Annotated in this window: 26 protein-coding genes; all 26 read left to right on the forward strand. The window is 63.1% G+C overall.

From position 1 onward, the window contains the following. Positions 1 to 108: 108 nt before the first annotated feature. The 26 genes from rpoB to rplO all read left to right on the forward strand — a co-directional run bounded on the left by rpoB (position 109) and on the right by rplO (position 20,373). Positions 109 to 4,296 carry a DNA-directed RNA polymerase subunit beta gene (rpoB, locus tag HNP71_RS05245; RefSeq protein ID WP_183265834.1) on the forward strand — a complete coding sequence of 1,396 codons (4,188 nt, stop codon included), beginning with the start codon at positions 109 to 111 and terminating at the stop codon, positions 4,294 to 4,296. Between the two features lie 58 nt (positions 4,297 to 4,354). After that, the gene (rpoC, locus tag HNP71_RS05250; RefSeq protein WP_183265835.1) at positions 4,355 to 8,515 is read left to right on the forward strand and encodes a DNA-directed RNA polymerase subunit beta'; all 4,161 of its coding nucleotides are present in this window, start codon (positions 4,355 to 4,357) and stop codon (positions 8,513 to 8,515) included. Between the two features lie 359 nt (positions 8,516 to 8,874). Continuing rightward, positions 8,875 to 9,246 (forward strand): 30S ribosomal protein S12, encoded by a 372-nt coding sequence (gene rpsL / locus HNP71_RS05255; RefSeq protein ID WP_183265836.1) that lies wholly within the window; start codon positions 8,875 to 8,877, stop codon positions 9,244 to 9,246. Positions 9,247 to 9,258: 12 nt separating this feature from the next. After that, positions 9,259 to 9,735, forward strand: a complete 477-nt coding sequence (gene rpsG, locus HNP71_RS05260) for a 30S ribosomal protein S7 (protein WP_183265837.1) — start codon at positions 9,259 to 9,261, stop codon at positions 9,733 to 9,735. A gap of 45 nt (positions 9,736 to 9,780) precedes the next feature. Further along, on the forward strand, positions 9,781 to 10,968 hold the full coding sequence (gene tuf / locus HNP71_RS05265; protein WP_183265838.1) for an elongation factor Tu: 1,188 nt from the start codon (positions 9,781 to 9,783) through the stop codon (positions 10,966 to 10,968). 39 nt (positions 10,969 to 11,007) lie between these two features. Beyond that, on the forward strand, positions 11,008 to 11,316 hold the full coding sequence (rpsJ, locus tag HNP71_RS05270; protein WP_008494541.1) for a 30S ribosomal protein S10: 309 nt from the start codon (positions 11,008 to 11,010) through the stop codon (positions 11,314 to 11,316). Positions 11,317 to 11,336: 20 nt separating this feature from the next. Next, positions 11,337 to 12,011 (forward strand): 50S ribosomal protein L3, encoded by a 675-nt coding sequence (rplC, locus tag HNP71_RS05275; RefSeq protein ID WP_183265839.1) that lies wholly within the window; start codon positions 11,337 to 11,339, stop codon positions 12,009 to 12,011. A 4-nt stretch (positions 12,012 to 12,015) separates the two neighbouring features. Beyond that, a complete protein-coding gene (gene rplD / locus HNP71_RS05280) occupies positions 12,016 to 12,630 on the forward strand; it encodes a 50S ribosomal protein L4 (protein ID WP_183265840.1) in 615 nt (204 codons plus the stop codon). Then, the gene (locus tag HNP71_RS05285) at positions 12,627 to 12,938 is read left to right on the forward strand and encodes a 50S ribosomal protein L23 (protein ID WP_183265841.1); all 312 of its coding nucleotides are present in this window, start codon (positions 12,627 to 12,629) and stop codon (positions 12,936 to 12,938) included. The genes rplD and HNP71_RS05285 overlap by 4 nt, the downstream gene beginning before the upstream one ends. Before the next feature lie 10 nt (positions 12,939 to 12,948). Beyond that, positions 12,949 to 13,782: a 50S ribosomal protein L2 gene (gene rplB / locus HNP71_RS05290; RefSeq protein ID WP_183265842.1), complete on the forward strand. Its 834-nt coding sequence runs from the start codon at positions 12,949 to 12,951 to the stop codon at positions 13,780 to 13,782. Positions 13,783 to 13,785: 3 nt separating this feature from the next. Next, entirely contained in the window at positions 13,786 to 14,064 is a 279-nt protein-coding gene (gene rpsS / locus HNP71_RS05295; RefSeq protein WP_183265843.1) for a 30S ribosomal protein S19, read from the forward strand. A 1-nt stretch (position 14,065) separates the two neighbouring features. Next, positions 14,066 to 14,509 carry a 50S ribosomal protein L22 gene (gene rplV / locus HNP71_RS05300; protein ID WP_183265844.1) on the forward strand — a complete coding sequence of 148 codons (444 nt, stop codon included), beginning with the start codon at positions 14,066 to 14,068 and terminating at the stop codon, positions 14,507 to 14,509. Between the two features lies 1 nt (position 14,510). Then, positions 14,511 to 15,188, forward strand: coding sequence for a 30S ribosomal protein S3 (gene rpsC / locus HNP71_RS05305; RefSeq protein WP_183265845.1), 678 nt, complete (start codon positions 14,511 to 14,513; stop codon positions 15,186 to 15,188). A 14-nt stretch (positions 15,189 to 15,202) separates the two neighbouring features. Beyond that, positions 15,203 to 15,619, forward strand: coding sequence for a 50S ribosomal protein L16 (gene rplP / locus HNP71_RS05310; protein ID WP_183265846.1), 417 nt, complete (start codon positions 15,203 to 15,205; stop codon positions 15,617 to 15,619). 3 nt (positions 15,620 to 15,622) lie between these two features. Beyond that, the gene (gene rpmC, locus HNP71_RS05315) at positions 15,623 to 15,829 is read left to right on the forward strand and encodes a 50S ribosomal protein L29 (protein ID WP_183265847.1); all 207 of its coding nucleotides are present in this window, start codon (positions 15,623 to 15,625) and stop codon (positions 15,827 to 15,829) included. Between the two features lie 9 nt (positions 15,830 to 15,838). After that, positions 15,839 to 16,102 carry a 30S ribosomal protein S17 gene (gene rpsQ / locus HNP71_RS05320; RefSeq protein WP_183265848.1) on the forward strand — a complete coding sequence of 88 codons (264 nt, stop codon included), beginning with the start codon at positions 15,839 to 15,841 and terminating at the stop codon, positions 16,100 to 16,102. 12 nt (positions 16,103 to 16,114) lie between these two features. Then, on the forward strand, positions 16,115 to 16,483 hold the full coding sequence (gene rplN / locus HNP71_RS05325) for a 50S ribosomal protein L14 (RefSeq protein ID WP_183265849.1): 369 nt from the start codon (positions 16,115 to 16,117) through the stop codon (positions 16,481 to 16,483). A 1-nt stretch (position 16,484) separates the two neighbouring features. After that, on the forward strand, positions 16,485 to 16,805 hold the full coding sequence (rplX, locus tag HNP71_RS05330; protein WP_183265850.1) for a 50S ribosomal protein L24: 321 nt from the start codon (positions 16,485 to 16,487) through the stop codon (positions 16,803 to 16,805). A 10-nt stretch (positions 16,806 to 16,815) separates the two neighbouring features. After that, on the forward strand, positions 16,816 to 17,376 hold the full coding sequence (gene rplE, locus HNP71_RS05335) for a 50S ribosomal protein L5 (RefSeq protein ID WP_183265851.1): 561 nt from the start codon (positions 16,816 to 16,818) through the stop codon (positions 17,374 to 17,376). 69 nt (positions 17,377 to 17,445) lie between these two features. After that, complete coding sequence (gene rpsN / locus HNP71_RS05340) at positions 17,446 to 17,751, forward strand: 30S ribosomal protein S14 (RefSeq protein ID WP_183265852.1); 306 nt, start codon at positions 17,446 to 17,448, stop codon at positions 17,749 to 17,751. An 18-nt stretch (positions 17,752 to 17,769) separates the two neighbouring features. Continuing rightward, positions 17,770 to 18,168, forward strand: coding sequence for a 30S ribosomal protein S8 (gene rpsH, locus HNP71_RS05345; RefSeq protein ID WP_183265853.1), 399 nt, complete (start codon positions 17,770 to 17,772; stop codon positions 18,166 to 18,168). 14 nt (positions 18,169 to 18,182) lie between these two features. Continuing rightward, positions 18,183 to 18,716 (forward strand): 50S ribosomal protein L6, encoded by a 534-nt coding sequence (gene rplF, locus HNP71_RS05350; protein WP_183265854.1) that lies wholly within the window; start codon positions 18,183 to 18,185, stop codon positions 18,714 to 18,716. Continuing rightward, the gene (gene rplR / locus HNP71_RS05355) at positions 18,716 to 19,078 is read left to right on the forward strand and encodes a 50S ribosomal protein L18 (RefSeq protein ID WP_183265855.1); all 363 of its coding nucleotides are present in this window, start codon (positions 18,716 to 18,718) and stop codon (positions 19,076 to 19,078) included. Before rplF ends, rplR begins: the two co-directional genes overlap by 1 nt. Before the next feature lie 12 nt (positions 19,079 to 19,090). Further along, the gene (gene rpsE, locus HNP71_RS05360) at positions 19,091 to 19,681 is read left to right on the forward strand and encodes a 30S ribosomal protein S5 (protein ID WP_183265856.1); all 591 of its coding nucleotides are present in this window, start codon (positions 19,091 to 19,093) and stop codon (positions 19,679 to 19,681) included. Beyond that, the gene (gene rpmD / locus HNP71_RS05365; RefSeq protein ID WP_183265857.1) at positions 19,674 to 19,862 is read left to right on the forward strand and encodes a 50S ribosomal protein L30; all 189 of its coding nucleotides are present in this window, start codon (positions 19,674 to 19,676) and stop codon (positions 19,860 to 19,862) included. Before rpsE ends, rpmD begins: the two co-directional genes overlap by 8 nt. 25 nt (positions 19,863 to 19,887) lie before the next feature. Then, positions 19,888 to 20,373 (forward strand): 50S ribosomal protein L15, encoded by a 486-nt coding sequence (rplO, locus tag HNP71_RS05370; RefSeq protein WP_183265858.1) that lies wholly within the window; start codon positions 19,888 to 19,890, stop codon positions 20,371 to 20,373. Positions 20,374 to 20,423 lie beyond the last annotated feature (50 nt).

The raw sequence follows: 20,423 nt of genomic DNA on the forward strand, positions 1-20,423 counted from the left end.
TGAGCTCCGGCGTGCAGATGGCCTAAAGGGCAGGCGATCACCTGTGGGGGATCGCCTGCCGCCTGTTTTTGTGAAGACTGAGCTGGATTTATTTACAAGGGTGATGCGATGAACGCGATCAGTGGTGGTTTGGGTAAGGGATCTTTCACCAACCGTAAGCGCATTCGTAAGAGCTTTGGCCGTATCCCCGAAGTTGCGCCGATGCCGAACCTTATCGACGTGCAGCGAGCCAGCTACGATTCGTTCCTGCAGATGCACACGAAGGCTGACGCCCGCACGCATTCCGGCTTGCAGGAAGTTTTTAAGTCGGTCTTCCCCATCGACGATTTCGCTGGCCGCGGCCGGCTTGAGTTCGTCCATTACGAGCTGGAAGAGCCGAAATACGATGTCGAGGAGTGCATCCAGCGTGGCATGACCTATGCCGCCCCGCTGAAGGTGATCCTGCGCCTGATCGTCTGGGACGTGGACGAGGACACCGGCGCGCGCTCCATCCGCGATATTAAAGAGCAGCCCGTTTACATGGGCGACATGCCGCTGATGACCGATAACGGCACCTTCGTCGTCAACGGCACCGAGCGCGTCATCGTCTCCCAGATGCACCGCAGCCCCGGCGTGTTCTTCGACCATGACCGCGGCAAGACCCATTCCTCGGGCAAGTACCTGTTCACCGCCCGCGTGATTCCGTATCGCGGCTCCTGGCTGGACTTCGAGTTCGACGCCAAGGACCTCGTCTATGTGCGCATCGACCGCAAGCGCAAGCTGCCCGTCACCACGCTGCTCTACGCCCTGCCGAGCCAGGCCACCGAGAAGCTGATCGAGGCCCGCGCCGCCAAGGGCGAGACGGTCGAGATCGGCGAGATCAAGGGCATGGACGCCGAGGAGATGCTGAACTTCTTCTACGGCCAGGTGGTTTACACCGCGAACAAGGGCCAGTGGGCCCGCCCGTTCGAGGTCGACGCGTTCCGCAACGTCAAGCTCATCGAAGACCTGATCGATGCCGAGACAGGCGAGGTTGTGGCCAAGGCCGAAGAGAAGCTCACTGCCCGCTCGGCCCGCAAGATTGCCGAGAAGACCAAGAGCGTTCTGGTGGCGCGTGGCGATCTGGTTGGGCGCTTCGTTGCCGAGGATCTGTACGACCCGAACACCGGCGAGATCTTCGCCGAGGCCGGTGAGGAACTGACCGAGCAGAAGCTGGCTCAGCTGGAGGAAAAGGGCATCGACGCCCTGCCGACGCTGGCGATCGACCAGGCGAATGGCCCGTGGATCCGCAACACCCTGGCCGCCGACAAGAACAACAACCGCGAAGATGCGCTGATCGACATCTACCGCGTGATGCGCCCCGGCGAGCCGCCGACCAGCGAGACCGCCGAAGCTCTCTTCAAGGGGCTGTTCTTCGACGCCGACCGCTACGACCTCTCCGCCGTGGGCCGCGTGAAGATGAACATGCGCCTGGGCATCGACGTGCCGGACACCGTGCGCGTGCTGCGCAAGGACGACATCCTGCTCACCATCAAGATCATGACCGAGCTGAAGGACGGCCGCGGCGCGATCGACGATATCGATAACCTGGGCAACCGCCGCGTGCGCTCTGTTGGCGAACTGATGGAGAACCAGTACCGCGTCGGCCTGCTGCGCATGGAGCGCGCGATCCGCGAGCGCATGGGCTCGGTGGATATCGACAGCGTGATGCCGCACGACCTCATCAACGCCAAGCCGGCCGCGGCTGCGGTGCGTGAGTTCTTCGGCTCCAGCCAGCTCAGCCAGTTCATGGACCAGACCAACCCGCTCTCCGAGGTGACGCATAAGCGTCGCCTCTCCGCCCTCGGGCCGGGCGGTCTGACCCGCGAGCGCGCCGGCTTCGAGGTGCGCGACGTGCACCCGACCCATTACGGCCGTATCTGCCCGATTGAGACGCCGGAAGGCCCGAACATCGGTCTGATCAACTCGCTCGCCACCTACGCCAAGGTGAACAAGTACGGCTTCATCGAGACCCCGTACCAGATCGTCAAGGACGGCGTGGTGCAGCCCGACTACAAGTACCTCTCCGCCATGGAAGAGGAGCGCCTCACGGTTGCGCAGGCCGACGCCGCCAAGGCCGAGGACGGCCAGCTGACCTCCGACCTCGTCTCCGTGCGCCGCAACGGCGACTTCCTTATGGTGAAGCCCGAGGAAGTGACCGCCATCGACGTTTCGCCGAAGCAGCTCGTCTCGGTCGCCGCCGCGCTCATCCCCTTCCTTGAGAACGACGACGCCAACCGCGCGCTGATGGGCTCGAACATGCAGCGTCAGGCCGTGCCGCTGGTGCAGTCGGACGCGCCGATCGTCGGCACCGGCATGGAAGCCGCCGTCGCGCGCGACTCGGGCGCCACCATCGTCGCCAAGCGCGCCGGTATCATCGACCAGATCGATGGTGCCCGTATCGTGGTCCGCGCCACCGCCGAGGATGGCACGACCATGGGCGTCGATATTTACCGCCTGCGCAAGTATATGCGCTCCAACCAGAGCACCTGCATCAACCAGCGTCCGTTGGTGAAGGTGGGCGACCGCGTCTCCGCCGGTGACATCATCGCCGACGGCCCGTCCACCGAGCTGGGCGAGCTGGCGCTGGGCCGCAACGCGCTTTGCGCGTTCATGCCTTGGAATGGCTACAACTTCGAAGACTCCATCCTGATCTCCGAGCGTATCGCCCGCGATGACGTGTTCACCTCGATCCATATCGAGGAGTTCGAGGTCATGGCCCGCGACACCAAGCTTGGCCAGGGGGAAATTACCCGCGACATCCCGAATGTCGGTGAGGAAGCGCTGCGCAACCTCGACGAGGCGGGCATTGTGTATATCGGCGCCGAGGTGAACCCGGGCGACATTCTCGTTGGCAAGGTCACTCCGAAGGGCGAAAGCCCGATGACGCCGGAAGAGAAGCTGCTGCGCGCCATCTTCGGCGAGAAGGCCTCCGACGTGCGCGACACCTCGCTGCGCCTGCCGCCCGGCACCGCCGGCACCATCGTCGATGTGCGCGTGTTCAACCGCCGCGGCGTGGACAAGGACGAGCGCGCGCTGGCGATCGAGCGCGCCGAGATCGAGCGTCTGGCCAAGGACCGTGACGACGAGAAGGGCATTCAGGAGCGTTCGTTCCTGAACCGGCTGCGCGAGTCGCTGCTGGGCCAGATCGCCGGCTCCGGCTTCAAGGGCATCAAGGCCGGTACGGAGATCACCGAGGAAGTGCTGGCCGAGCATCCGCGCGGCGCATGGCGCAACGTGGTGGTGCAGGACGACGCCGTGGTGGCGCATATCGAGACGCTGAAGCGCGAGTTCGACGCCGCCGTGAAGAAGCTGCAGGAGCGCTTCGAGAGCAAGGTCGAGAAGCTGCAGCGCGGCGACGAGCTGCTCCCCGGCGTGATGAAGATGGTCAAGGTGTTCGTGGCGGTGAAGCGCAAGCTGCAGCCGGGCGACAAGATGGCCGGCCGTCACGGTAACAAGGGTGTGGTCTCGCGCGTTGTGCCGGTGGAGGACATGCCGTTCCTTGAGGATGGCACCACCGTGGACCTCGTGCTGAACCCGCTGGGCGTGCCGTCGCGCATGAACGTCGGTCAGATCCTCGAGGTGCATCTGGGGTGGGCCTGTGCCAATCTTGGCAAGCAGATCAACAAGGCCATGGAAGAGTACCGCCGCACTGGCGAGGCTCGCGAGGCCCTGCTGGAGCAGCTCAAGGGCGCCTATGGCGAGGAGATCTTCAACGAGCAGATCGTCAACCGCGAAGACGACGAGCTGTTCGAGCTCTGCCAGAACATCAAGAAGGGCGTGCCCATTGCGACCCCGGTGTTCGACGGTGCCCGCATCTCCGACATCGAGAGCGCGCTGGCTCGCGCGGGGATTGACGTGTCCGGCCAGTCCACCCTCATCGACGGCCGCACCGGCGAGCCGTTCGAGCGCAAGGTGACCGTGGGCTACATGTACATGCTCAAGCTGCACCACTTGGTCGACGACAAGATCCATGCCCGTTCGATCGGCCCGTACTCGCTCGTTACCCAGCAGCCGCTGGGCGGCAAGGCGCAGTTCGGTGGCCAGCGCTTCGGTGAAATGGAAGTGTGGGCACTGGAAGCCTACGGCGCCGCGTACACGCTGCAGGAAATGCTGACGGTGAAGTCCGACGACGTGTCCGGCCGTACCAAGGTCTACGAGGCCATCGTGCGCGAGCAGGACAATTTCGAGGCGGGCATTCCCGAAAGCTTCAACGTGCTGCTGAAGGAACTGAAGTCCCTCGGCCTGAACGTCGATCTGGAACAGGACGCCACCTAAACTTCATATCGCCGGGCGGAGGCATGGCCTCCCGCCTGGCTTTGCAAGGATGACGCAGATGAGTGACTTGATGAAGATTCTGGGCCAGCCGGGGCAGGCCACGTCTTTCGACCGGATGAAGATCCAGATCGCCTCGCCGGAGCAGATCCGCAGCTGGTCTTACGGCGAGATCAAGAAGCCGGAGACGATCAACTATCGTACCTTCAAGCCTGAGCGCGACGGCTTGTTCTGCGCCCGCATCTTCGGGCCGATCAAGGACTACGAGTGCCTGTGCGGCAAGTACAAGCGCATGAAGTTCCGCGGGATTATCTGCGAGAAGTGCGGCGTGGAAGTGACGCTGGCCAAGGTGCGCCGCGAGCGCATGGGTCATATCGAGCTGGCTTCGCCGGTCGCGCATATCTGGTTCCTGAAGTCGCTCCCGAGCCGCATCTCCACCATGCTCGACATGACGCTCAAAGATGTCGAGAAGGTGCTGTATTTCGAGAGCTACATCGTGCTCGAGCCGGGCACCACGGACCTCAAGCTGCACCAGCTCATCTCGGAAGACGAGATGTACAACAAGCAGGACGAGTTCGGTGAGGACGCGTTCCGCGCCGGCATTGGCGCCGAGGCGATCAAGCAGATCCTGGTCTCGATCGACCTCGCCGAGGACCGCGCCACGATGCGCGCCGAGCTGAAGGAAACCACCAGCGAGACCAAGCGTAAGAAGCTGGTCAAGCGCCTGAAGTTGCTGGAGAACTTCCTCGATTCCGGCACGCACCCGGAGTGGATGGTGCTGGACGTGATTCCGGTGATCCCGCCCGAGTTGCGCCCGCTGGTGCCGCTGGATGGCGGCCGCTTCGCCACCTCCGACCTCAACGATTTGTATCGCCGCGTTATCAACCGTAACAACCGCCTGAAGCGGCTGATGGAGTTGCGCGCGCCGGACATCATCGTGCGCAACGAGAAGCGCATGCTGCAGGAGGCCGTGGATGCGCTGTTCGATAACGGCCGCCGTGGCCGCGCCATCACCGGCACCAACAAGCGCCCGCTGAAGTCGCTCTCCGACATGCTGAAGGGCAAGCAGGGTCGTTTCCGCCAGAACCTGCTCGGCAAGCGCGTCGACTATTCCGGCCGTTCGGTCATCGTGGTGGGCCCGGAGCTGAAGCTCCACCAGTGCGGTCTGCCGAAGAAGATGGCGCTGGAGCTGTTCAAGCCGTTCATTTACGCCAAGCTGGAGAAATACGGCCTGGCCACGACCATCAAGGCCGCCAAGCGGATGGTGGAGAAGGAGCGTCCGGAGGTTTGGGACATCCTCGAAGAGGTGATCCGCGAGCATCCCGTGATGCTGAACCGCGCGCCGACGCTGCACCGCCTGGGTATCCAGGCCTTCGAGCCGATCCTGATCGAGGGCAAGGCGATCCAGCTGCACCCGCTGGTCTGCACCGCCTTCAACGCGGATTTCGACGGCGACCAGATGGCGGTCCACGTGCCGCTCTCCATCGAGGCGCAGCTGGAAGGCCGCGTGCTGATGATGTCCACCAACAACATCCTCAGCCCCGCCAACGGCAAGCCGATCATCGTGCCGAGCCAGGATATCGTGCTCGGCCTGTACTACCTCTCCTTGGAGACCCCGGAATTCCTGGCCGCCAAGGACGAGGAGGCGAAGGCCTTCGGCACGGTCGGCGAGATTGAGTTCGCCCTCACCGCTGGTGTCATCAAGCTGCACGACAAGATCCGCGGCCGCGTGAAGACCATCGACCATGACGGCAACGTGAAGACCGCGATCGTGGTGACGACGCCGGGCCGCATGCTCATTGGCCAGCTCCTGCCGCTGAATCCGAACGTGCCGTTCGCCGTGGTCAACAAGATGCTGACCAAGAAGAACGTGCAGGACGTGATCGACCTCGTCTACCGCCATTGCGGTCAGAAGGAGGCGGTGATCTTCTGCGACCGCATGATGGGCCTCGGCTTCCGTCACGCGGCGCGCGCCGGCATCTCCTTCGGCAAGGACGATATGCGGATCCCCGCGTCCAAGGCCGAGCTGGTTGGCAAGACCCAGGCCGAGGTGCGCGAGTTCGAGCAGCAGTACCAGGATGGTCTGATCACCGCCGGCGAGCGTTACAACAAGGTGGTTGACGCCTGGTCGCGTTGTAAGGACCTCGTGGCGACCGCGATGATGAAGGAGATCTCCAAGCAGGAGATCGGCCGCCCCACCAACTCCGTGTGGATGATGAGCCATTCCGGTGCCCGTGGTTCCGCGGCGCAGATGTCCCAGCTCGCTGGCATGCGCGGCCTGATGGCCAAGCCGTCGGGCGAGATCATCGAGCAGCCGATCATCGCGAACTTCAAAGAGGGCCTCTCGGTTCTCGATTACTTCAACTCCACCCACGGCGCCCGTAAGGGTCTGGCCGATACGGCGTTGAAGACCGCGAACTCCGGTTACCTGACCCGCCGACTCGTCGACGTGGCGCAGGACTGCATCATCATCGAGGATGATTGCGGCACCGAGCGCGGCCTGACGGTGAGCGCGGTGCGCGATGGTGGCGAGATCGTCTCCTCCCTGTCCGAGCGCGTGCTGGGCCGTACCGCCGCGGCGGATGTGGTCGATCTGGTCACCGGCGAGGTGATCGTCGCGGCGAATACGCTGATCGAGGAGCCGCAGGCCGAGCTCATCGAGAAGTCTGGCGTCGAGACGGTGAAGATCCGCTCCGTGCTGACCTGTGACACCAAGATCGCCGTCTGCGCCAAGTGCTATGGCCGCGACTTGGCGCGTGGTACCCCGGTGAACGTGGGCGAGGCCGTCGGCGTGATCGCGGCGCAGTCCATCGGCGAGCCGGGCACGCAGCTGACCATGCGTACCTTCCATATCGGTGGTGCGGCGCAGCGTGGCGCCGAGCAGTCTAACGTGGAAGCTAGCCATGATGGTGTGGTCGCCATCCGCAACCGCAACGTGGTGACCAACTCCCAGGGCGTGCCCGTGGTGATGAGCCGCAACTGCGAAATCATCATCACCGACTCGGCCAAGCGCGAGCGCGCCCGCTTCCGCGTGCCTTACGGCGCGCGCCTGCTGGTGGATGAGAACGCGGATGTCGCCCGCGGCCAGAAGCTGGCCGAGTGGGATCCGTACACCCTGCCGATCATCACCGAGCGTGCAGGTATCGTCGAGTATGCGGACCTGATCGAGGGCATCACCCTGGTCGAGCGGACCGACGAAGTGACGGGCCTGACCTCCAAGGTGGTGGTGGACTACAAGCAGTCCGCTCGCGGCGCCGATCTGCGCCCGCGCCTGCTGCTGAAGGATGCCAAGGGCGAGATCCTGCGTCTCGCCAATGGCACCGAGGCCCGCTACTTCCTGGCCCCGGACTCCATCCTCTCGGTGGAATCGGGCGCCACGGTGGCCGATGGTGACGTGCTGGCGCGTATTCCCCGCGAAGGCTCCAAGACCCGCGACATTACCGGTGGTCTGCCGCGCGTGGCGGAATTGTTCGAGGCCCGCCGTCCGAAGGATCACGCGATCATCGCCGAGATCGACGGCCGCGTGGAATTCGGCAAGGACTACAAGGCCAAGCGCCGCGTGATCGTGAAGAGCGACGAGACCGGCGAGGAGACCGAGTACCTGGTTCCCAAGGGCAAGCACGTATCCGTTCAGGAAGGCGACTATGTCCGCAAGGGCGACCCGCTGGTGGACGGCCCGCGCGTGCCGCACGACATCCTGCGCGTGCTGGGCGTCGAGGCACTATCCGACTACCTCGTGAACGAAATCCAGGACGTGTACCGTCTGCAGGGCGTGAAGATCAACGACAAGCATATTGAAGTGATCGTCCGCCAGATGCTGCAGAAGGTGGAGGTCGTGGAGCCGGGCGATACGACCTTCTTGGTCGGCGAGCTGGTGGACCGCGTGGAGTTCGACCACGAGAACGGCAAACTGGCCGAGGACGAGCGCAAGGCCGTGGCTCTGCCGGTGCTGCAGGGCATCACCAAGGCGTCCTTGCAGACGCAGAGCTTCATCTCCGCTGCCTCCTTCCAGGAGACGACTCGCGTGCTGACCGAGGCCGCCACGGCGGGCAAGATCGACGCGCTGACCGGCCTGAAGGAAAACGTGATCGTCGGCCGCCTGATTCCGGCCGGTACCGGCTCGGTGATGAACCGGCTGCGTGCCATTGCCGCCGGGCGCGACCGCCAGGCCCTGGGGGGCAGCCGCGCTGCCATCTCCAAGCCGGATATCGCGGCGGAATAAGAGTCTCCGCTATTTATAACGAGTCGGAACGGCGCCCCTTGTGGGCGCCGTTTTGATTCCGGGGGCGAGCCATGAGGAATCCATCAATCTGCAATTTTACCCTGGCAAAACCTGCGGAAACGCTTGACTTGAATGCTGGTGGGTCCTAAGGAGAGCGCTCTCGCGGTTCCAGAGTTCTCTGGCGTGGGTCGTCTATACAATCTGGCGCGTGCGGCGCCGTGTGGGAACATCCCATACCTAGGCCGCGTGCTAGAGCGGGACATTCCGTAAGGCAGGAATCTGCGGTACGGGGGTCCTTTTGTGATGACCAGACGTCAAGGCGAAGGCGCCACCGGGATACACACGAAGCAGGATGAGATATGCCGACCATTAATCAGTTGATCGCCAAAGGCCGCGAGCCGGCGCCGAAGCGTAATAAGGTGCCTGCCCTTGAGGGCTGCCCCCAAAAGCGCGGCGTTTGCACGCGCGTCTACACGACCACACCGAAGAAGCCGAACTCGGCGCTTCGTAAGGTCGCCAAGGTGCGTCTGACCAATGGCTTCGAAGTTGTGAGCTACATCCCTGGTGAAGGCCATAACCTGCAGGAGCACTCTGTGGTGCTGATCCGTGGCGGGCGCGTGAAAGACCTTCCCGGCGTGCGTTACCATATTCTGCGCGGCGTGCTCGATACGCAGGGCCTGCCGAAGCGCCGTAAGCGCCGCTCGCTCTACGGCGCGAAGCGTCCGAAGTAAGGAGAGATTGAGATGAGCCGTCGCCGTCGCGCGATTAAGCGTGAAGTTCTGCCGGACGCCAAGTTCGGTGATGTCGTGATCAGCCGTTTCATGAATGTGCTGATGCATGACGGCAAAAAATCTGTGGCCGAGAGCATTGTCTACGGTGCGCTGGACGTGCTGAAGAAGCGCGGCGGGGCGAATGCCGACCCGGTTCGCTTGTTCCACGAGGCGCTGGACAACGTGAAGCCGGCCATTGAGGTTCGCTCTCGCCGCGTTGGCGGTGCGACCTACCAGGTTCCCGTTGAAGTTCGCGCTGAGCGCCGTCAGGCGCTGGCGATTCGCTGGATCATCGACTCCGCGCGCAAGCGTGGGGAGCACACGATGGAAGAGCGTCTGTCGAACGAGCTGCAGGATGCGGTGAATAACCGTGGTTCTGCCGTTAAGAAGCGCGAAGACACTCACCGTATGGCCGAAGCCAACAAGGCTTTCAGCCACTACCGGTGGTAATCGGACTGAACGTTACTGTTTTTAGCCTGCACACGGAGCAGTTAAATGGCCAAAGCTAAATTTGAGCGCAATAAGCCGCACGTCAACATCGGCACCATCGGCCACGTTGACCATGGCAAGACCTCGCTGACCGCCGCCATCACCAAGGTGCTGGCCGAGAAGGGTGGTGCTACCTTCACCGCCTACGACCAGATCGACAAGGCCCCGGAAGAGCGCGCTCGCGGCATCACCATCTCCACCGCCCATGTGGAGTATGAGACCGACAACCGTCACTACGCGCACGTGGACTGCCCTGGCCACGCCGACTACGTGAAGAACATGATCACCGGTGCCGCTCAGATGGACGGCGCGATCCTGGTCGTGTCCGCCGCCGATGGCCCGATGCCGCAGACCCGTGAGCACATCCTGCTCGCCCGTCAGGTCGGCGTGCCGGCTCTGGTCGTGTTCCTGAACAAGATGGACCTTGCCGACCCTGATCTGGTCGAGCTGGTCGAGATGGAAGTGCGCGAGCTGCTCTCCAACTACGGCTTCCCCGGCGATGATATCCCCATCATCAAGGGTTCCGCCGTTTGTGCCCTGAACGACACCAACCCCGAGATCGGCCGCGAAGCCATCCTGAAGCTGATGGAAGCTGTTGACAGCTACATCCCGCAGCCGGAGCGCGCCATCGACAAGCCGTTCCTGATGCCGGTGGAAGACGTGTTCTCCATCTCCGGCCGCGGCACCGTGGCGACCGGCCGCGTCGAGCGTGGTATCATCAAGGTTGGTGAGGAAGTCGAGATCGTCGGCCTGCGTCCGACCACCAAGACGACCGTGACCGGCGTGGAAATGTTCCGCAAGCTGCTCGACCAGGGCCAGGCTGGCGACAACATCGGCGCGCTGCTGCGCGGCACCAAGCGTGAGGACATCGAGCGCGGCCAGGTTCTGGCGGCCCCGGGCTCCATCACCCCGCACACCAAGTTCTCTGGCCAGGCCTACATCCTGACCAAGGAAGAAGGTGGCCGTCATACCCCGTTCTTCACCAACTACCGCCCGCAGTTCTACTTCCGCACCACGGACGTGACCGGCGTGGTGACGCTGCCTGAGGGCACCGAGATGGTGATGCCGGGCGACAACGTGACGATCGCCGTTGAGCTGATCGCCCCGATCGCCATGGACGAAGGTCTCCGCTTCGCGATCCGCGAAGGCGGCCGTACCGTCGGTTCGGGCGTCGTCGCCAAGATCGAGAAGTAAGCCTACCGGCCCCCGTATCTACAGAAGAGCTTGAGTAAGATGGACAATCAGAACATCCGTATCCGCCTGAAGGCGTATGACCACCGCGTGCTGGACAACAGCACGAAGGACATCGTCAACACGGCGAAGCGCACGGGCGCTCAGGTGCGGGGGCCGATTCCTTTGCCGACCCATATCGAGCGGTTCACCGTGAACCGTTCCCCGCACGTTGATAAGAAGAGCCGCGAGCAGTTCGAAATCCGGACGCATCGGCGCTTGCTGGATATCGTTGACCCGACCCCGCAGACCGTGGACGCGCTGATGAAGCTCGACCTGGCCGCCGGCGTCGAAGTCGAAATTAAGATCTAAGCTTAGGTGGTATTGGTATTATGCGTACCGGTGTGATCGCAAAAAAGCTGGGGATGACCCGGCTGTTCAAGGAAGACGGCACGCATGTGCCGGTCACGGTGCTGCATCTCGACGAGGTGCGGGTTGTGGCGGCGCGGACGGTTGAGACCGACGGCTACTCCGCCGTGCAGCTCGGCATTGGCAAGGCCAAGCCGAAGAATGTGAGCAAGGCGCAGAAGGGCCACTTCGCCAAGGGCAAGGTAGAGCCGGCGCAGAAGCTGGTGGAATTCCGCGTGGCCGATGATGCCGTGCTGGAAGCTGGCGCTGCGATCTCCGCTTCGCACTTCGCTATCGGCCAGTTCGTCGATGTTGCCGGTATCACCAAGGGTAAGGGCTTCGCCGGTGGTATGAAGCGCTGGAACTTCCGTGGTTTGGAAGCCTCCCACGGCGTGTCCATCAGCCATCGTAGCCTGGGTTCCACCGGTAATCGTCAGGATCCCGGCAAGACCTTCAAGAACAAGAAGATGGCCGGTCATCTCGGCCAGGAGCGCGTGACCACCCTCAACCTCGAAGTAGCGGGTGTGGACGCGGAACGTAATCTGGTCCTCGTGCATGGCGCGGTCCCCGGTTCCAAGGGTGGCTACGTGCTGATGCGCGATGCGATCAAGAAGGCGCGGCCGGCGGATGCCGCCTACCCCGCGGCGCTGAAGGGCTAAGTCGATGAAGCTGGATGTTGTTGATTTTGACGCGAAGGCCGTTGGCAGCGCTGAGCTGCCGGACGATATCTTCGCCGCTGAGCCCCGCACGGACATTATCGCCCGCGTGATCCATTGGCAGCTGGCCAAGCGCCGTGCCGGCACCCACAAGGTGAAGGGCATGGGCGAGGTTTCGGGCACCACCCGTAAGCCGTACAAGCAGAAGGGCACGGGTAACGCCCGTCAGGGCTCTCTGCGTGCACCGCAGTTCCGTACCGGTGGCGTGGTGCATGGTCCCGTTGTGCGCGACCATGGCTACTCGCTGAACAAGAAGGTGCGCCGTCTGGGCCTCGTCTCCGCACTGTCGCAGAAGGCGGCCGAGGGCAAGCTGGTGGTTCTGGATGCCGTTGGCGGCATCGAGAAGACCAAGGACGTGGCGTCCCGCGTGAAGAACTTTGGCTGGAGCTCGGCGCTGATCGTCGATGCCGCCGTGGAGGAGAAGTTCCTCCGCGCCAGCCGTAACGTGCACGGCCTCGATGTGCTGCCGGTCGTCGGCGCGAATGTCTATGACATTGTGCGTCACGACGTGCTGGTCATCACCAAGGCCGGCATCGAGGGGCTGAAGGAGCGCCTGGCATGAGCACCGTGAAAATTTCCCCGGAGCGTATCTACGAAGTCGTGCGCGCTCCGCATATCACCGAGAAGGCGACTCTTCTCTCCGAGAAGAACCAGTTCGTGTTCAAGGTGGCGAGCGACGCGACGAAGCCTGAAATCAAGGCTGCGATCGAAGCTCTGTTCAAGGTTAAAGTTACCGGTGTGAATACGCTGGTCACGAAGGGCAAAACCAAGCGGTTCAAGGGCCGCCCGGGCATTCGCTCCGACGTGAAGAAGGCGTTCGTGACGCTCGCCGAGGGCGAGAGCATCGATTTCACCACCGGTCTGGTGTGAGGCGCGGATTATGGCATTGAAACATTTTAATCCGGTCACGGCGAGCCTTCGCGGCACCGTCCTGATCGACCGCAGCGAGCTCTGGAAGGGCAAGCCCGTTAAGGGGCTGACCGAGGGCAAGAGCTCGACCGGTGGCCGTAACAACCACGGCCGTATCACCAGCCGCTTCCGCGGCGGCGGACACAAGCAGTCCTACCGTCTGGTGGACTTCAAGCGCCGCAAGTTCGATGTGCCGGCGACGGTCGAACGTCTGGAATATGACCCGAACCGCACCGCCTTTATCGCGCTGATCAAGTACGCCGATGGCGAGCTGGCCTACATCCTGGCCCCGCAGCGTCTGAAGGCCGGGGATCCGGTCATCTCCGGTGCCCGCGTTGACATCAAGCCCGGTAACGCGATGCCGCTGTCCGCCATTCCGGTGGGCACGATCATCCACAATATCGAGCTGAAGGCTGGCGCCGGCGGCAAGCTGGCCCGTTCGGCCGGCACCTTCGCCCAGCTGGTCGGCAAGGATCAGGGGTATGCCCAGATCAAGCTGATGTCCGGTGAGCTGCGCATGGTGCGCGGCGAGTGCATGGCCACCATCGGCGCGGTCTCCAACTCCGACCACCAGAATGAGCAGATCGGCAAGGCTGGTCGCTCTCGCTGGCTGGGCCGCAAGCCGCATAACCGCGGTGTGGTTATGAACCCGGTCGATCACCCGCATGGTGGTGGTGAAGGCCGTACCTCCGGTGGCCGTCATCCGGTTACGCCGTGGGGCAAGCCGACCAAGGGTTACAAGACGCGCAGCAACAAGCGCACGGATAATCTCATCATCCGCCGTGCGAAAGGCGGGAAGGGCTAATCGATGTCACGTTCTGTTTGGAAAGGTCCGTTTGTGGACGGATACCTCCTTGGCAAGGCGGAGGCGTCTCGCGCCTCCGGCCGTAACGAGATCATCAAGATCTGGTCGCGCCGCTCCACGATCCTGCCGCAGTTTGTCGGCCTGACCTTCGGTGTCTACAACGGCAAGAAATTTCTGCCGGTGCAGGTGAACGAGAACATGGTCGGCCACAAGTTTGGTGAATTCTCGCCGACGCGCACCTTCCCGGGGCACGCGGCCGACAAGAAAGCGAAGCGGGGCTAAGATGAGCAAACCGAAAGCCGAGCGCGGCCTGGCCGACAATCAGGCGGAGGCCATTGCGCGCAACATTCGTGTTAGCCCGCGCAAGCTGAACCTGGTTGCGGGCTCCATCCGCAACCTCCCGGCCAGCCGTGCGCTGGCCGACCTGACCTTCTCCAAGCGTCGCGTCGCGAAGCAGGTGAAGAAGGCTCTGGAGAGCGCGATCGCCAATGCCGAGAACAACCACCAGCTGGACGTGGACAAGCTCTATGTGAAGCTGGCTGAGGTTGGCCGTGGCATCGTGATGCGCCGTTTCCATGCCCGTGGCCGTGGCCGTTCCGCGACCGTGGAGAAGTGGTTCAGCCATCTGAAGATCGTTGTTGAGGAACGCGAGCAGGCCGAGAAGCCGATGCGCGATGCTCGTCCGGGCTTTGGTAAGTCCGCGAAGTCTGCCGGGGAGGCTGCGTAACATGGGTCACAAGATTAATCCGATCGGCCTGCGCCTCGGCATCACCCGCACTTGGGACAGCCGCTGGTACGCCGACAAGGACTACGCTAAACTGCTGCATGACGACATCAAGCTGCGCAACCACCTGCGCGGCAAGCTGCAGCAGGCGGGCGTGTCCCGCGTGGTCATTGAGCGTCCGGCCAAGAAGCCGCGCGTGACCATCTATGCTGCTCGCCCGGGTGTGGTGATCGGCAAGAAGGGGCAGGATATCGACAGCCTGCGCAAGGAGCTGTCCTCGATGGCGAAGGCCGATGTGGCCCTCAATATCATGGAAATCCGCAAGCCGGAGATCGACGCCACGCTGGTGGCCGAGAACATCTCCCAGCAGCTGGAGCGCCGCGTGGCTTTCCGCCGTGCGATGAAGCGCGCTGTGCAGTCCGCGATGCGTCTGGGTGCCCAAGGCATCAAGATTACCTGCTCCGGCCGTCTCGGCGGCGCCGAGATCGCCCGCGTTGAGTGGTACCGCGAAGGCCGTGTGCCCCTGCACACGCTGCGCGCCGATATCGATTACGGCGTTGCCACCGCGAAGACCACCTACGGCACCTGCGGCGTGAAGGTTTGGATTTTCAAGGGCGAGATTCTGGTTCAGGACCCGTTCGCGCAGGATAAGCGCGCGGCCGAACAGGCTCCGCAGCGCTAAGGAATTTTTAAGCCATGATGTCTCCAAAGCGTACCAAGTTCCGCAAGGCGCATAAGGGCCGCATCCACGGCAACGCCAAAGGCAACACGCAGCTGAATTTCGGCGCGTTCGGCCTGAAGGCGCTGGAGCCGGAGCGTATTACCGCCCGCCAGATCGAGTCTGCCCGCCGCGCCATCACCCGCTGCATGAAGCGTGCCGGCCGCGTGTGGATCCGCATCTTCCCGGACCTGCCCGTCTCCACCAAGCCCGCCGAAGTGCGTATGGGCTCCGGTAAGGGCAGCCCGGAATTCTGGGTGGCCCGCGTGCAGCCCGGCCGTATTATGTTCGAGATCGACGGCGTCGCCGAGCCGCTGGCCCGCGAGGCGCTGGCTCTGGGTGCCGCCAAGCTGCCGATCCGCACCAAGTTCGTCACCCGTATCGGGGAGGCTTAAGAGATGACCGCTGCTAGTGACATCCGGGTGAAGACCCCGGACGAGCTGAAGAGCCTGCTGCTGGATCTGCGCAAGGAGCAGTTCAACCTGCGTTTCCAGCGCGCCACCGGCCAGCAGGAAAACACCAGCCGCGTGCGCGCGGTGCGTCGCGAGATCGCGCGGGTGAAGACGATTCTGGCTGAGCGCGCGCGTTCGGCTGTGAAGGGTTAAGAGGGTACCATGCCGAAACGTGTTCTGACCGGGCGTGTCGTGAGCGATAAGATGGACAAGACGATCACCGTGCTTGTCGAGCGTCGCATCATGCATCCGCTGTACAAGAAGTTCATTCGCCGCTCCAAGAAGTACGCGGCGCATGACGAGGGCAATGTGTGCGTCGAAGGTGATGTGGTTCGCATTGAAGAATGCGCGCCGATCAGCAAGCGCAAGACCTGGGTTGTGACGGAGCGCAACGGCGCCGCCATCACCGACCAGCAGGCCGGCTGAGGGGGCTGAACCATGATTATCGTAGAATCCAACCTCGATGTTGCTGACAACTCCGGCGCCCGCCGCGTGCAGTGCATCAAGGTGCTCGGCGGCTCCAAGCGTAAGACCGCTTCGGTTGGCGATGTCATCGTCGTCTCCGTGAAGGATGCCATCCCCCGTGGCAAGGTGAAGAAGGGTGACGTGCACCAGGCGGTTGTCGTGCGCACGGCCTTCCCGGTTCGCCGCGCCGATGGCAGCGCCATTCGCTTCGACCGCAACGCCGCCGTGCTTATCAACAAGCAGATGGAGCCGATCGGCACCCGTATCTTTGGGCCCGTGGTGCGTGAGCTGCGTGCGAAGAAGTTCATGAAGATCATCAGCCTGGCGCCGGAGGTGCTGTAACATGGCCGCGCGTATTAAAAAGGGCGACAAGGTGCTGGTTATTTCCGGCGCCGCCAAGGGCTCCCGCGGCGAAGTGCTGCGCGTGATCCCGTCCGAGAACCGTGCCGTTGTGCAGGGCGTTGCTGTGGCTAAGCACCACACCAAGGCGACCCGCATGGGCGAGCAGGGTGGCATCATCGAGCGTGAGGCCGCCGTGGACCTGTCTAATCTGGCGCTGATCGACCCCGCCACGGACAAGCCGACCAAGGTTGGCTTCCGCGTGCTGGACGATGGCCGCAAAGTGCGTGTCGCCCGCAAGAGCGGCACCGCTATTGAAGGCTGAGGAGGCCAATATGAGCGAAGTGAAAGAGCTGCCCCGCCTTCAGAAATACTACCGTGAGGTGGTGCGTGAGCAGCTGCAGAAGGAGTTCGGCTACTCGAACCCGTTCGAGGTGCCGTCCCTGCAGAAGATCGTGATCAACATGGGCGTTGGCGAAGCCGCCGCTGACCAGAAGAAGCTGGAAGCCGCGCTGGCCGAGCTGACGCTGATCTCCGGTCAGAAGCCTGTGAAGACGCTGGCGAAAAAGGCGATTGCTGGCTTCAAGATCCGTGCTGGCCTGCCGATCGGGTGCAAGGTGACCCTGCGCCGCGACCGCATGTACGAATTTCTTGATCGTCTTGTGACGATTGCGCTGCCTCGCGTGCGTGACTTCCGTGGAATGCCTGCTAATAAGGGCTTCGACGGACGCGGAAACTACGCCATGGGCCTCAAGGAACAGATCATTTTCCCTGAGATCGTCTATGACAAGGTCGATGCGATCCGTGGCATGGACATCATCTTCGTCACCAGCGCGAAGACCGATGCCGAGGCCAAGGCGTTGCTGAAGGGTTTCAACTTGCCGTTCCAGAAGTGAGCGGCATCGCGAAAATTTTTGTTGGAAAACGGCTGGTAGAGACTGGCAGGTTCCGGAGGGTATCAGAAGATGGCTAAGACATCGCAGGTCAACCGAAACGGCAAGCGTGAGCGCATGGCCGCCCGTGATCAGGCGAAACGTGCAACGCTGAAGGCGACGATCATGGATCGTTCGCTGCCGGTGGAAGACCGCTTTGAGGCGAGCCTCAAGCTCGCGCAGCTGCCGCGCAACGGCGCGAAGGTTCGCGTGCGCCTGCGTTGCGAGCTCACGGGTCGCGCCCGTGGCAATTATCGTAAGTTTAAGCTTTGCCGTGTCGCCTTCCGCGATCTGGCGAGCACCGGGCAGATCCCCGGTGTCACCAAGGCCAGCTGGTAAGGAAAGGGCGGTTTAAAAATGTCGATGTCCGATCCTTTGGGCGATATGCTCACCCGTATTCGTAACGCGCAGCACGCTCGTCTGACGTCTTGCGTTGCGCCTGCTTCCAACCTGCGCGCCAACGTGCTGGACGTCCTGAAGCGCGAAGGCTTCATCCGCGGTTTCGCCCGCGAGGAAGTGCGCCCCGGCATTGCTCAGCTCCGCATTGAGCTGAAGTACAATGACGGTCAGCCGGTGATCAAGGAGATCAGCCGCGTGTCCCGTCCGGGCCGCCGCGTTTACTCCAAGATCAAGGAGCTGCCGCGCGTCTATAATGGTCTGGGTGTTTCCATCCTCTCCACGCCGCGCGGCGTGATGAGCGATGTCGAGGCCCGCGCTGCCAATGTCGGCGGCGAAGTTCTCTGCCGCGTCTTCTAAGGGAGGGAGCAGATATGTCGCGCGTAGGCAAATATCCCGTCGAGATCCCCGCTGGCGTCACCGTTGCGCTGGCCGACAACGTGATCACGGCGAAGGGCAAGCTGGGCGAGCTGAAACTCGCCCTCACGGATCTGGTCGAGGCCAAGATCGAAGGCAACAAGGTCTCGGTTGAGCCGAAGACCAAGGCTGCCCAGGCCCGTATGATGTGGGGCACCACCCGTGCCAACATCGCCAACATGGTGAAGGGTGTGTCGCAGGGCTACTCGAAGACGCTGGAGATCACCGGTACCGGTTACCGCGCTGCGGTGCAGGGGGCCAATCTGGTGGTCAACCTCGGATTCTCCCACGATGTGGTGTACCCGATCCCGGCCGGGATCAAGGTGACCTGTGAGAAGCCGACCTCGATCAAGGTCGAGGGTGTGGACAAGCGTCAGGTTGGTCAGGTCTGCGCCGAGCTGCGCAGCCACCGTCCGCCCGAGCCGTATAAGGGCAAGGGTGTTAAGTTCGAAGGCGAGGCGATCCGCCGGAAAGAGGGTAAGAAGAAATAATGTCGAGCAATCTGGAATTGCAGGCGCGCCGCCGGGCCCGTCTCCGCTATCAGCTCCGGCAGAAGTCGGGCGGGCGTCCGCGCTTGTCCGTGTTCCGCTCTGGCAAGCACATCTACGCCCAGATCATCGACGACGCCCAGGGCTGCACCCTGGCCGCCGCTTCGACCCTGGACAAAGATCTGAAGGCTGCGCTGCGCACCGGCGCCGACAAGGATGCCGCCACCGCCGTGGGCAAGCTGATCGCCGAGCGCTCCAAGGCTGCTGGCGTTGTCTCCGTGGTATTCGACCGCGGTTCTTATCTGTATCATGGCCGGGTGAAAGCCCTGGCAGAGGCGGCCCGCGAGGGCGGCCTCGACTTCTAAGAGGGTTTGCACATGGCACGTGAAGCACGCGAAGGCGGCAGCGGCGGCAGGAATCGCGAACGCGAGCGCGAGCGCGAGGCTGGTGACGAGTTCGTCGACAAGCTGGTGACGATCAACCGCGTCGCCAAGGTCGTGAAGGGTGGTCGCCGGTTTGCGTTTGCCGCTCTGGTCGTCGTTGGCGACCAGAAGGGCCGCGTTGGCTACGGCGCTGGCAAGGCCCGTGAGGTTCCCGAGGCGATCCGCAAGGCGACCGAGCGCGCGAAGAAGACCATGATTCGCGTTCCGATGAAGGAAGGCCGCACGCTGCACCACGACGTGCGCGGCATCTTCGGCGCGGGTGATGTCGTCATCCGTTCGGCTCCGGCCGGTACCGGTATCATCGCCGGTGGCCCGCTGCGCGCCGTGTTCGAGACCCTGGGCATTGGCGACGTGGTTGCCAAGTCCCTGGGTAGCCGTAACCCGCACAACATGGTGAAGGCGACCTTCGCCGCGCTGGCCAACGTGACCAGCCCGCGCCAGGTGGCTAGCCGCCGTGGCAAGAAGGTGGCGGATCTGTATGGCCCGGCCCACAAGGAAGCGGCCGTGGAGGTGAGCGATGTCTGATAAGAAGATTCGGATCACGCAGGTCGCGTCTGGCAACGGGCGCAAGCCTGGCCAGCAGGCGACCCTGATCGGTCTTGGTCTGAACAAGATCAGCAAGACCATCGAGGTCACCGCTACGCCGGAAGTGCTGGGCATGGTCAACAAGGTCAAGCACCTGCTGAAGGTCGAGGAGCTGGCGTAAGCCGCTCCGTGCAAGGATATTCGTCATGAAACTCAATGAAATTCGCGACAATCCCGGCGCCCGGCTGAAGTCCAAGCGCCTTGGCCGCGGCATCGGCTCCGGCAAGGGCAAGACCTCCGGTAAGGGTGTGAAGGGTCAGAAGGCTCGTGAGGGCGTGTCCCTGAACGGCTTCGAGGGTGGTCAGCTCCCGATCTACCGTCGTCTGCCGAAGCGTGGCTTCACCAACATCAACCGCAAAGAGTACGCGCCGCTGAACCTCGGCACGCTCGAAGCGGCGATCGAGTCCGGCAAGCTGGATGCGTCTCAGCCGATCACCGAGGCCGTTCTGGCCGAGGCCGGCGTGGTCCGCCTGAACAAGGTGGAAGGCGTGCGCCTGCTCGCCCGCGGCACCATCAGCAAGGCTGTGACCATCGAAGTCTCCGGCGCTTCCGCTGCGGCTGTTGCCGCGGTTGAGCAGGCCGGTGGCAAGGTGACCACCCTGGTTGCCAAGGCTGACGCCGAAGCCGCCTAAGCCTCTTGCCTCTGCCGGAGAAAATCCGGCAAATAGCGCTGTAAAACGGC

Origin of the sequence: Acidocella aromatica (genome assembly GCF_014201825.1) — a bacterium.
Lineage (GTDB): Bacteria > Pseudomonadota > Alphaproteobacteria > Acetobacterales > Acetobacteraceae > Acidocella > Acidocella aromatica.

Bases quoted from the DNA above. Each gene is read 5' to 3' on its own strand.
- rpoB (WP_183265834.1), top strand. From the start codon at position 109: ATGAACGCGATCAGTGGTGGTTTGGGTAAGGGATCTTTCACCAACCGT.
- rpoC (WP_183265835.1), top strand. From the start codon at position 4,355: ATGAGTGACTTGATGAAGATTCTGGGCCAGCCGGGGCAGGCCACGTCT.
- rpsL (WP_183265836.1), top strand. From the start codon at position 8,875: ATGCCGACCATTAATCAGTTGATCGCCAAAGGCCGCGAGCCGGCGCCG.
- rpsG (WP_183265837.1), top strand. From the start codon at position 9,259: ATGAGCCGTCGCCGTCGCGCGATTAAGCGTGAAGTTCTGCCGGACGCC.
- tuf (WP_183265838.1), top strand. From the start codon at position 9,781: ATGGCCAAAGCTAAATTTGAGCGCAATAAGCCGCACGTCAACATCGGC.
- rpsJ (WP_008494541.1), top strand. From the start codon at position 11,008: ATGGACAATCAGAACATCCGTATCCGCCTGAAGGCGTATGACCACCGC.
- rplC (WP_183265839.1), top strand. From the start codon at position 11,337: ATGCGTACCGGTGTGATCGCAAAAAAGCTGGGGATGACCCGGCTGTTC.
- rplD (WP_183265840.1), top strand. From the start codon at position 12,016: ATGAAGCTGGATGTTGTTGATTTTGACGCGAAGGCCGTTGGCAGCGCT.
- HNP71_RS05285 (WP_183265841.1), top strand. From the start codon at position 12,627: ATGAGCACCGTGAAAATTTCCCCGGAGCGTATCTACGAAGTCGTGCGC.
- rplB (WP_183265842.1), top strand. From the start codon at position 12,949: ATGGCATTGAAACATTTTAATCCGGTCACGGCGAGCCTTCGCGGCACC.
- rpsS (WP_183265843.1), top strand. From the start codon at position 13,786: ATGTCACGTTCTGTTTGGAAAGGTCCGTTTGTGGACGGATACCTCCTT.
- rplV (WP_183265844.1), top strand. From the start codon at position 14,066: ATGAGCAAACCGAAAGCCGAGCGCGGCCTGGCCGACAATCAGGCGGAG.
- rpsC (WP_183265845.1), top strand. From the start codon at position 14,511: ATGGGTCACAAGATTAATCCGATCGGCCTGCGCCTCGGCATCACCCGC.
- rplP (WP_183265846.1), top strand. From the start codon at position 15,203: ATGATGTCTCCAAAGCGTACCAAGTTCCGCAAGGCGCATAAGGGCCGC.
- rpmC (WP_183265847.1), top strand. From the start codon at position 15,623: ATGACCGCTGCTAGTGACATCCGGGTGAAGACCCCGGACGAGCTGAAG.
- rpsQ (WP_183265848.1), top strand. From the start codon at position 15,839: ATGCCGAAACGTGTTCTGACCGGGCGTGTCGTGAGCGATAAGATGGAC.
- rplN (WP_183265849.1), top strand. From the start codon at position 16,115: ATGATTATCGTAGAATCCAACCTCGATGTTGCTGACAACTCCGGCGCC.
- rplX (WP_183265850.1), top strand. From the start codon at position 16,485: ATGGCCGCGCGTATTAAAAAGGGCGACAAGGTGCTGGTTATTTCCGGC.
- rplE (WP_183265851.1), top strand. From the start codon at position 16,816: ATGAGCGAAGTGAAAGAGCTGCCCCGCCTTCAGAAATACTACCGTGAG.
- rpsN (WP_183265852.1), top strand. From the start codon at position 17,446: ATGGCTAAGACATCGCAGGTCAACCGAAACGGCAAGCGTGAGCGCATG.
- rpsH (WP_183265853.1), top strand. From the start codon at position 17,770: ATGTCGATGTCCGATCCTTTGGGCGATATGCTCACCCGTATTCGTAAC.
- rplF (WP_183265854.1), top strand. From the start codon at position 18,183: ATGTCGCGCGTAGGCAAATATCCCGTCGAGATCCCCGCTGGCGTCACC.
- rplR (WP_183265855.1), top strand. From the start codon at position 18,716: ATGTCGAGCAATCTGGAATTGCAGGCGCGCCGCCGGGCCCGTCTCCGC.
- rpsE (WP_183265856.1), top strand. From the start codon at position 19,091: ATGGCACGTGAAGCACGCGAAGGCGGCAGCGGCGGCAGGAATCGCGAA.
- rpmD (WP_183265857.1), top strand. From the start codon at position 19,674: ATGTCTGATAAGAAGATTCGGATCACGCAGGTCGCGTCTGGCAACGGG.
- rplO (WP_183265858.1), top strand. From the start codon at position 19,888: ATGAAACTCAATGAAATTCGCGACAATCCCGGCGCCCGGCTGAAGTCC.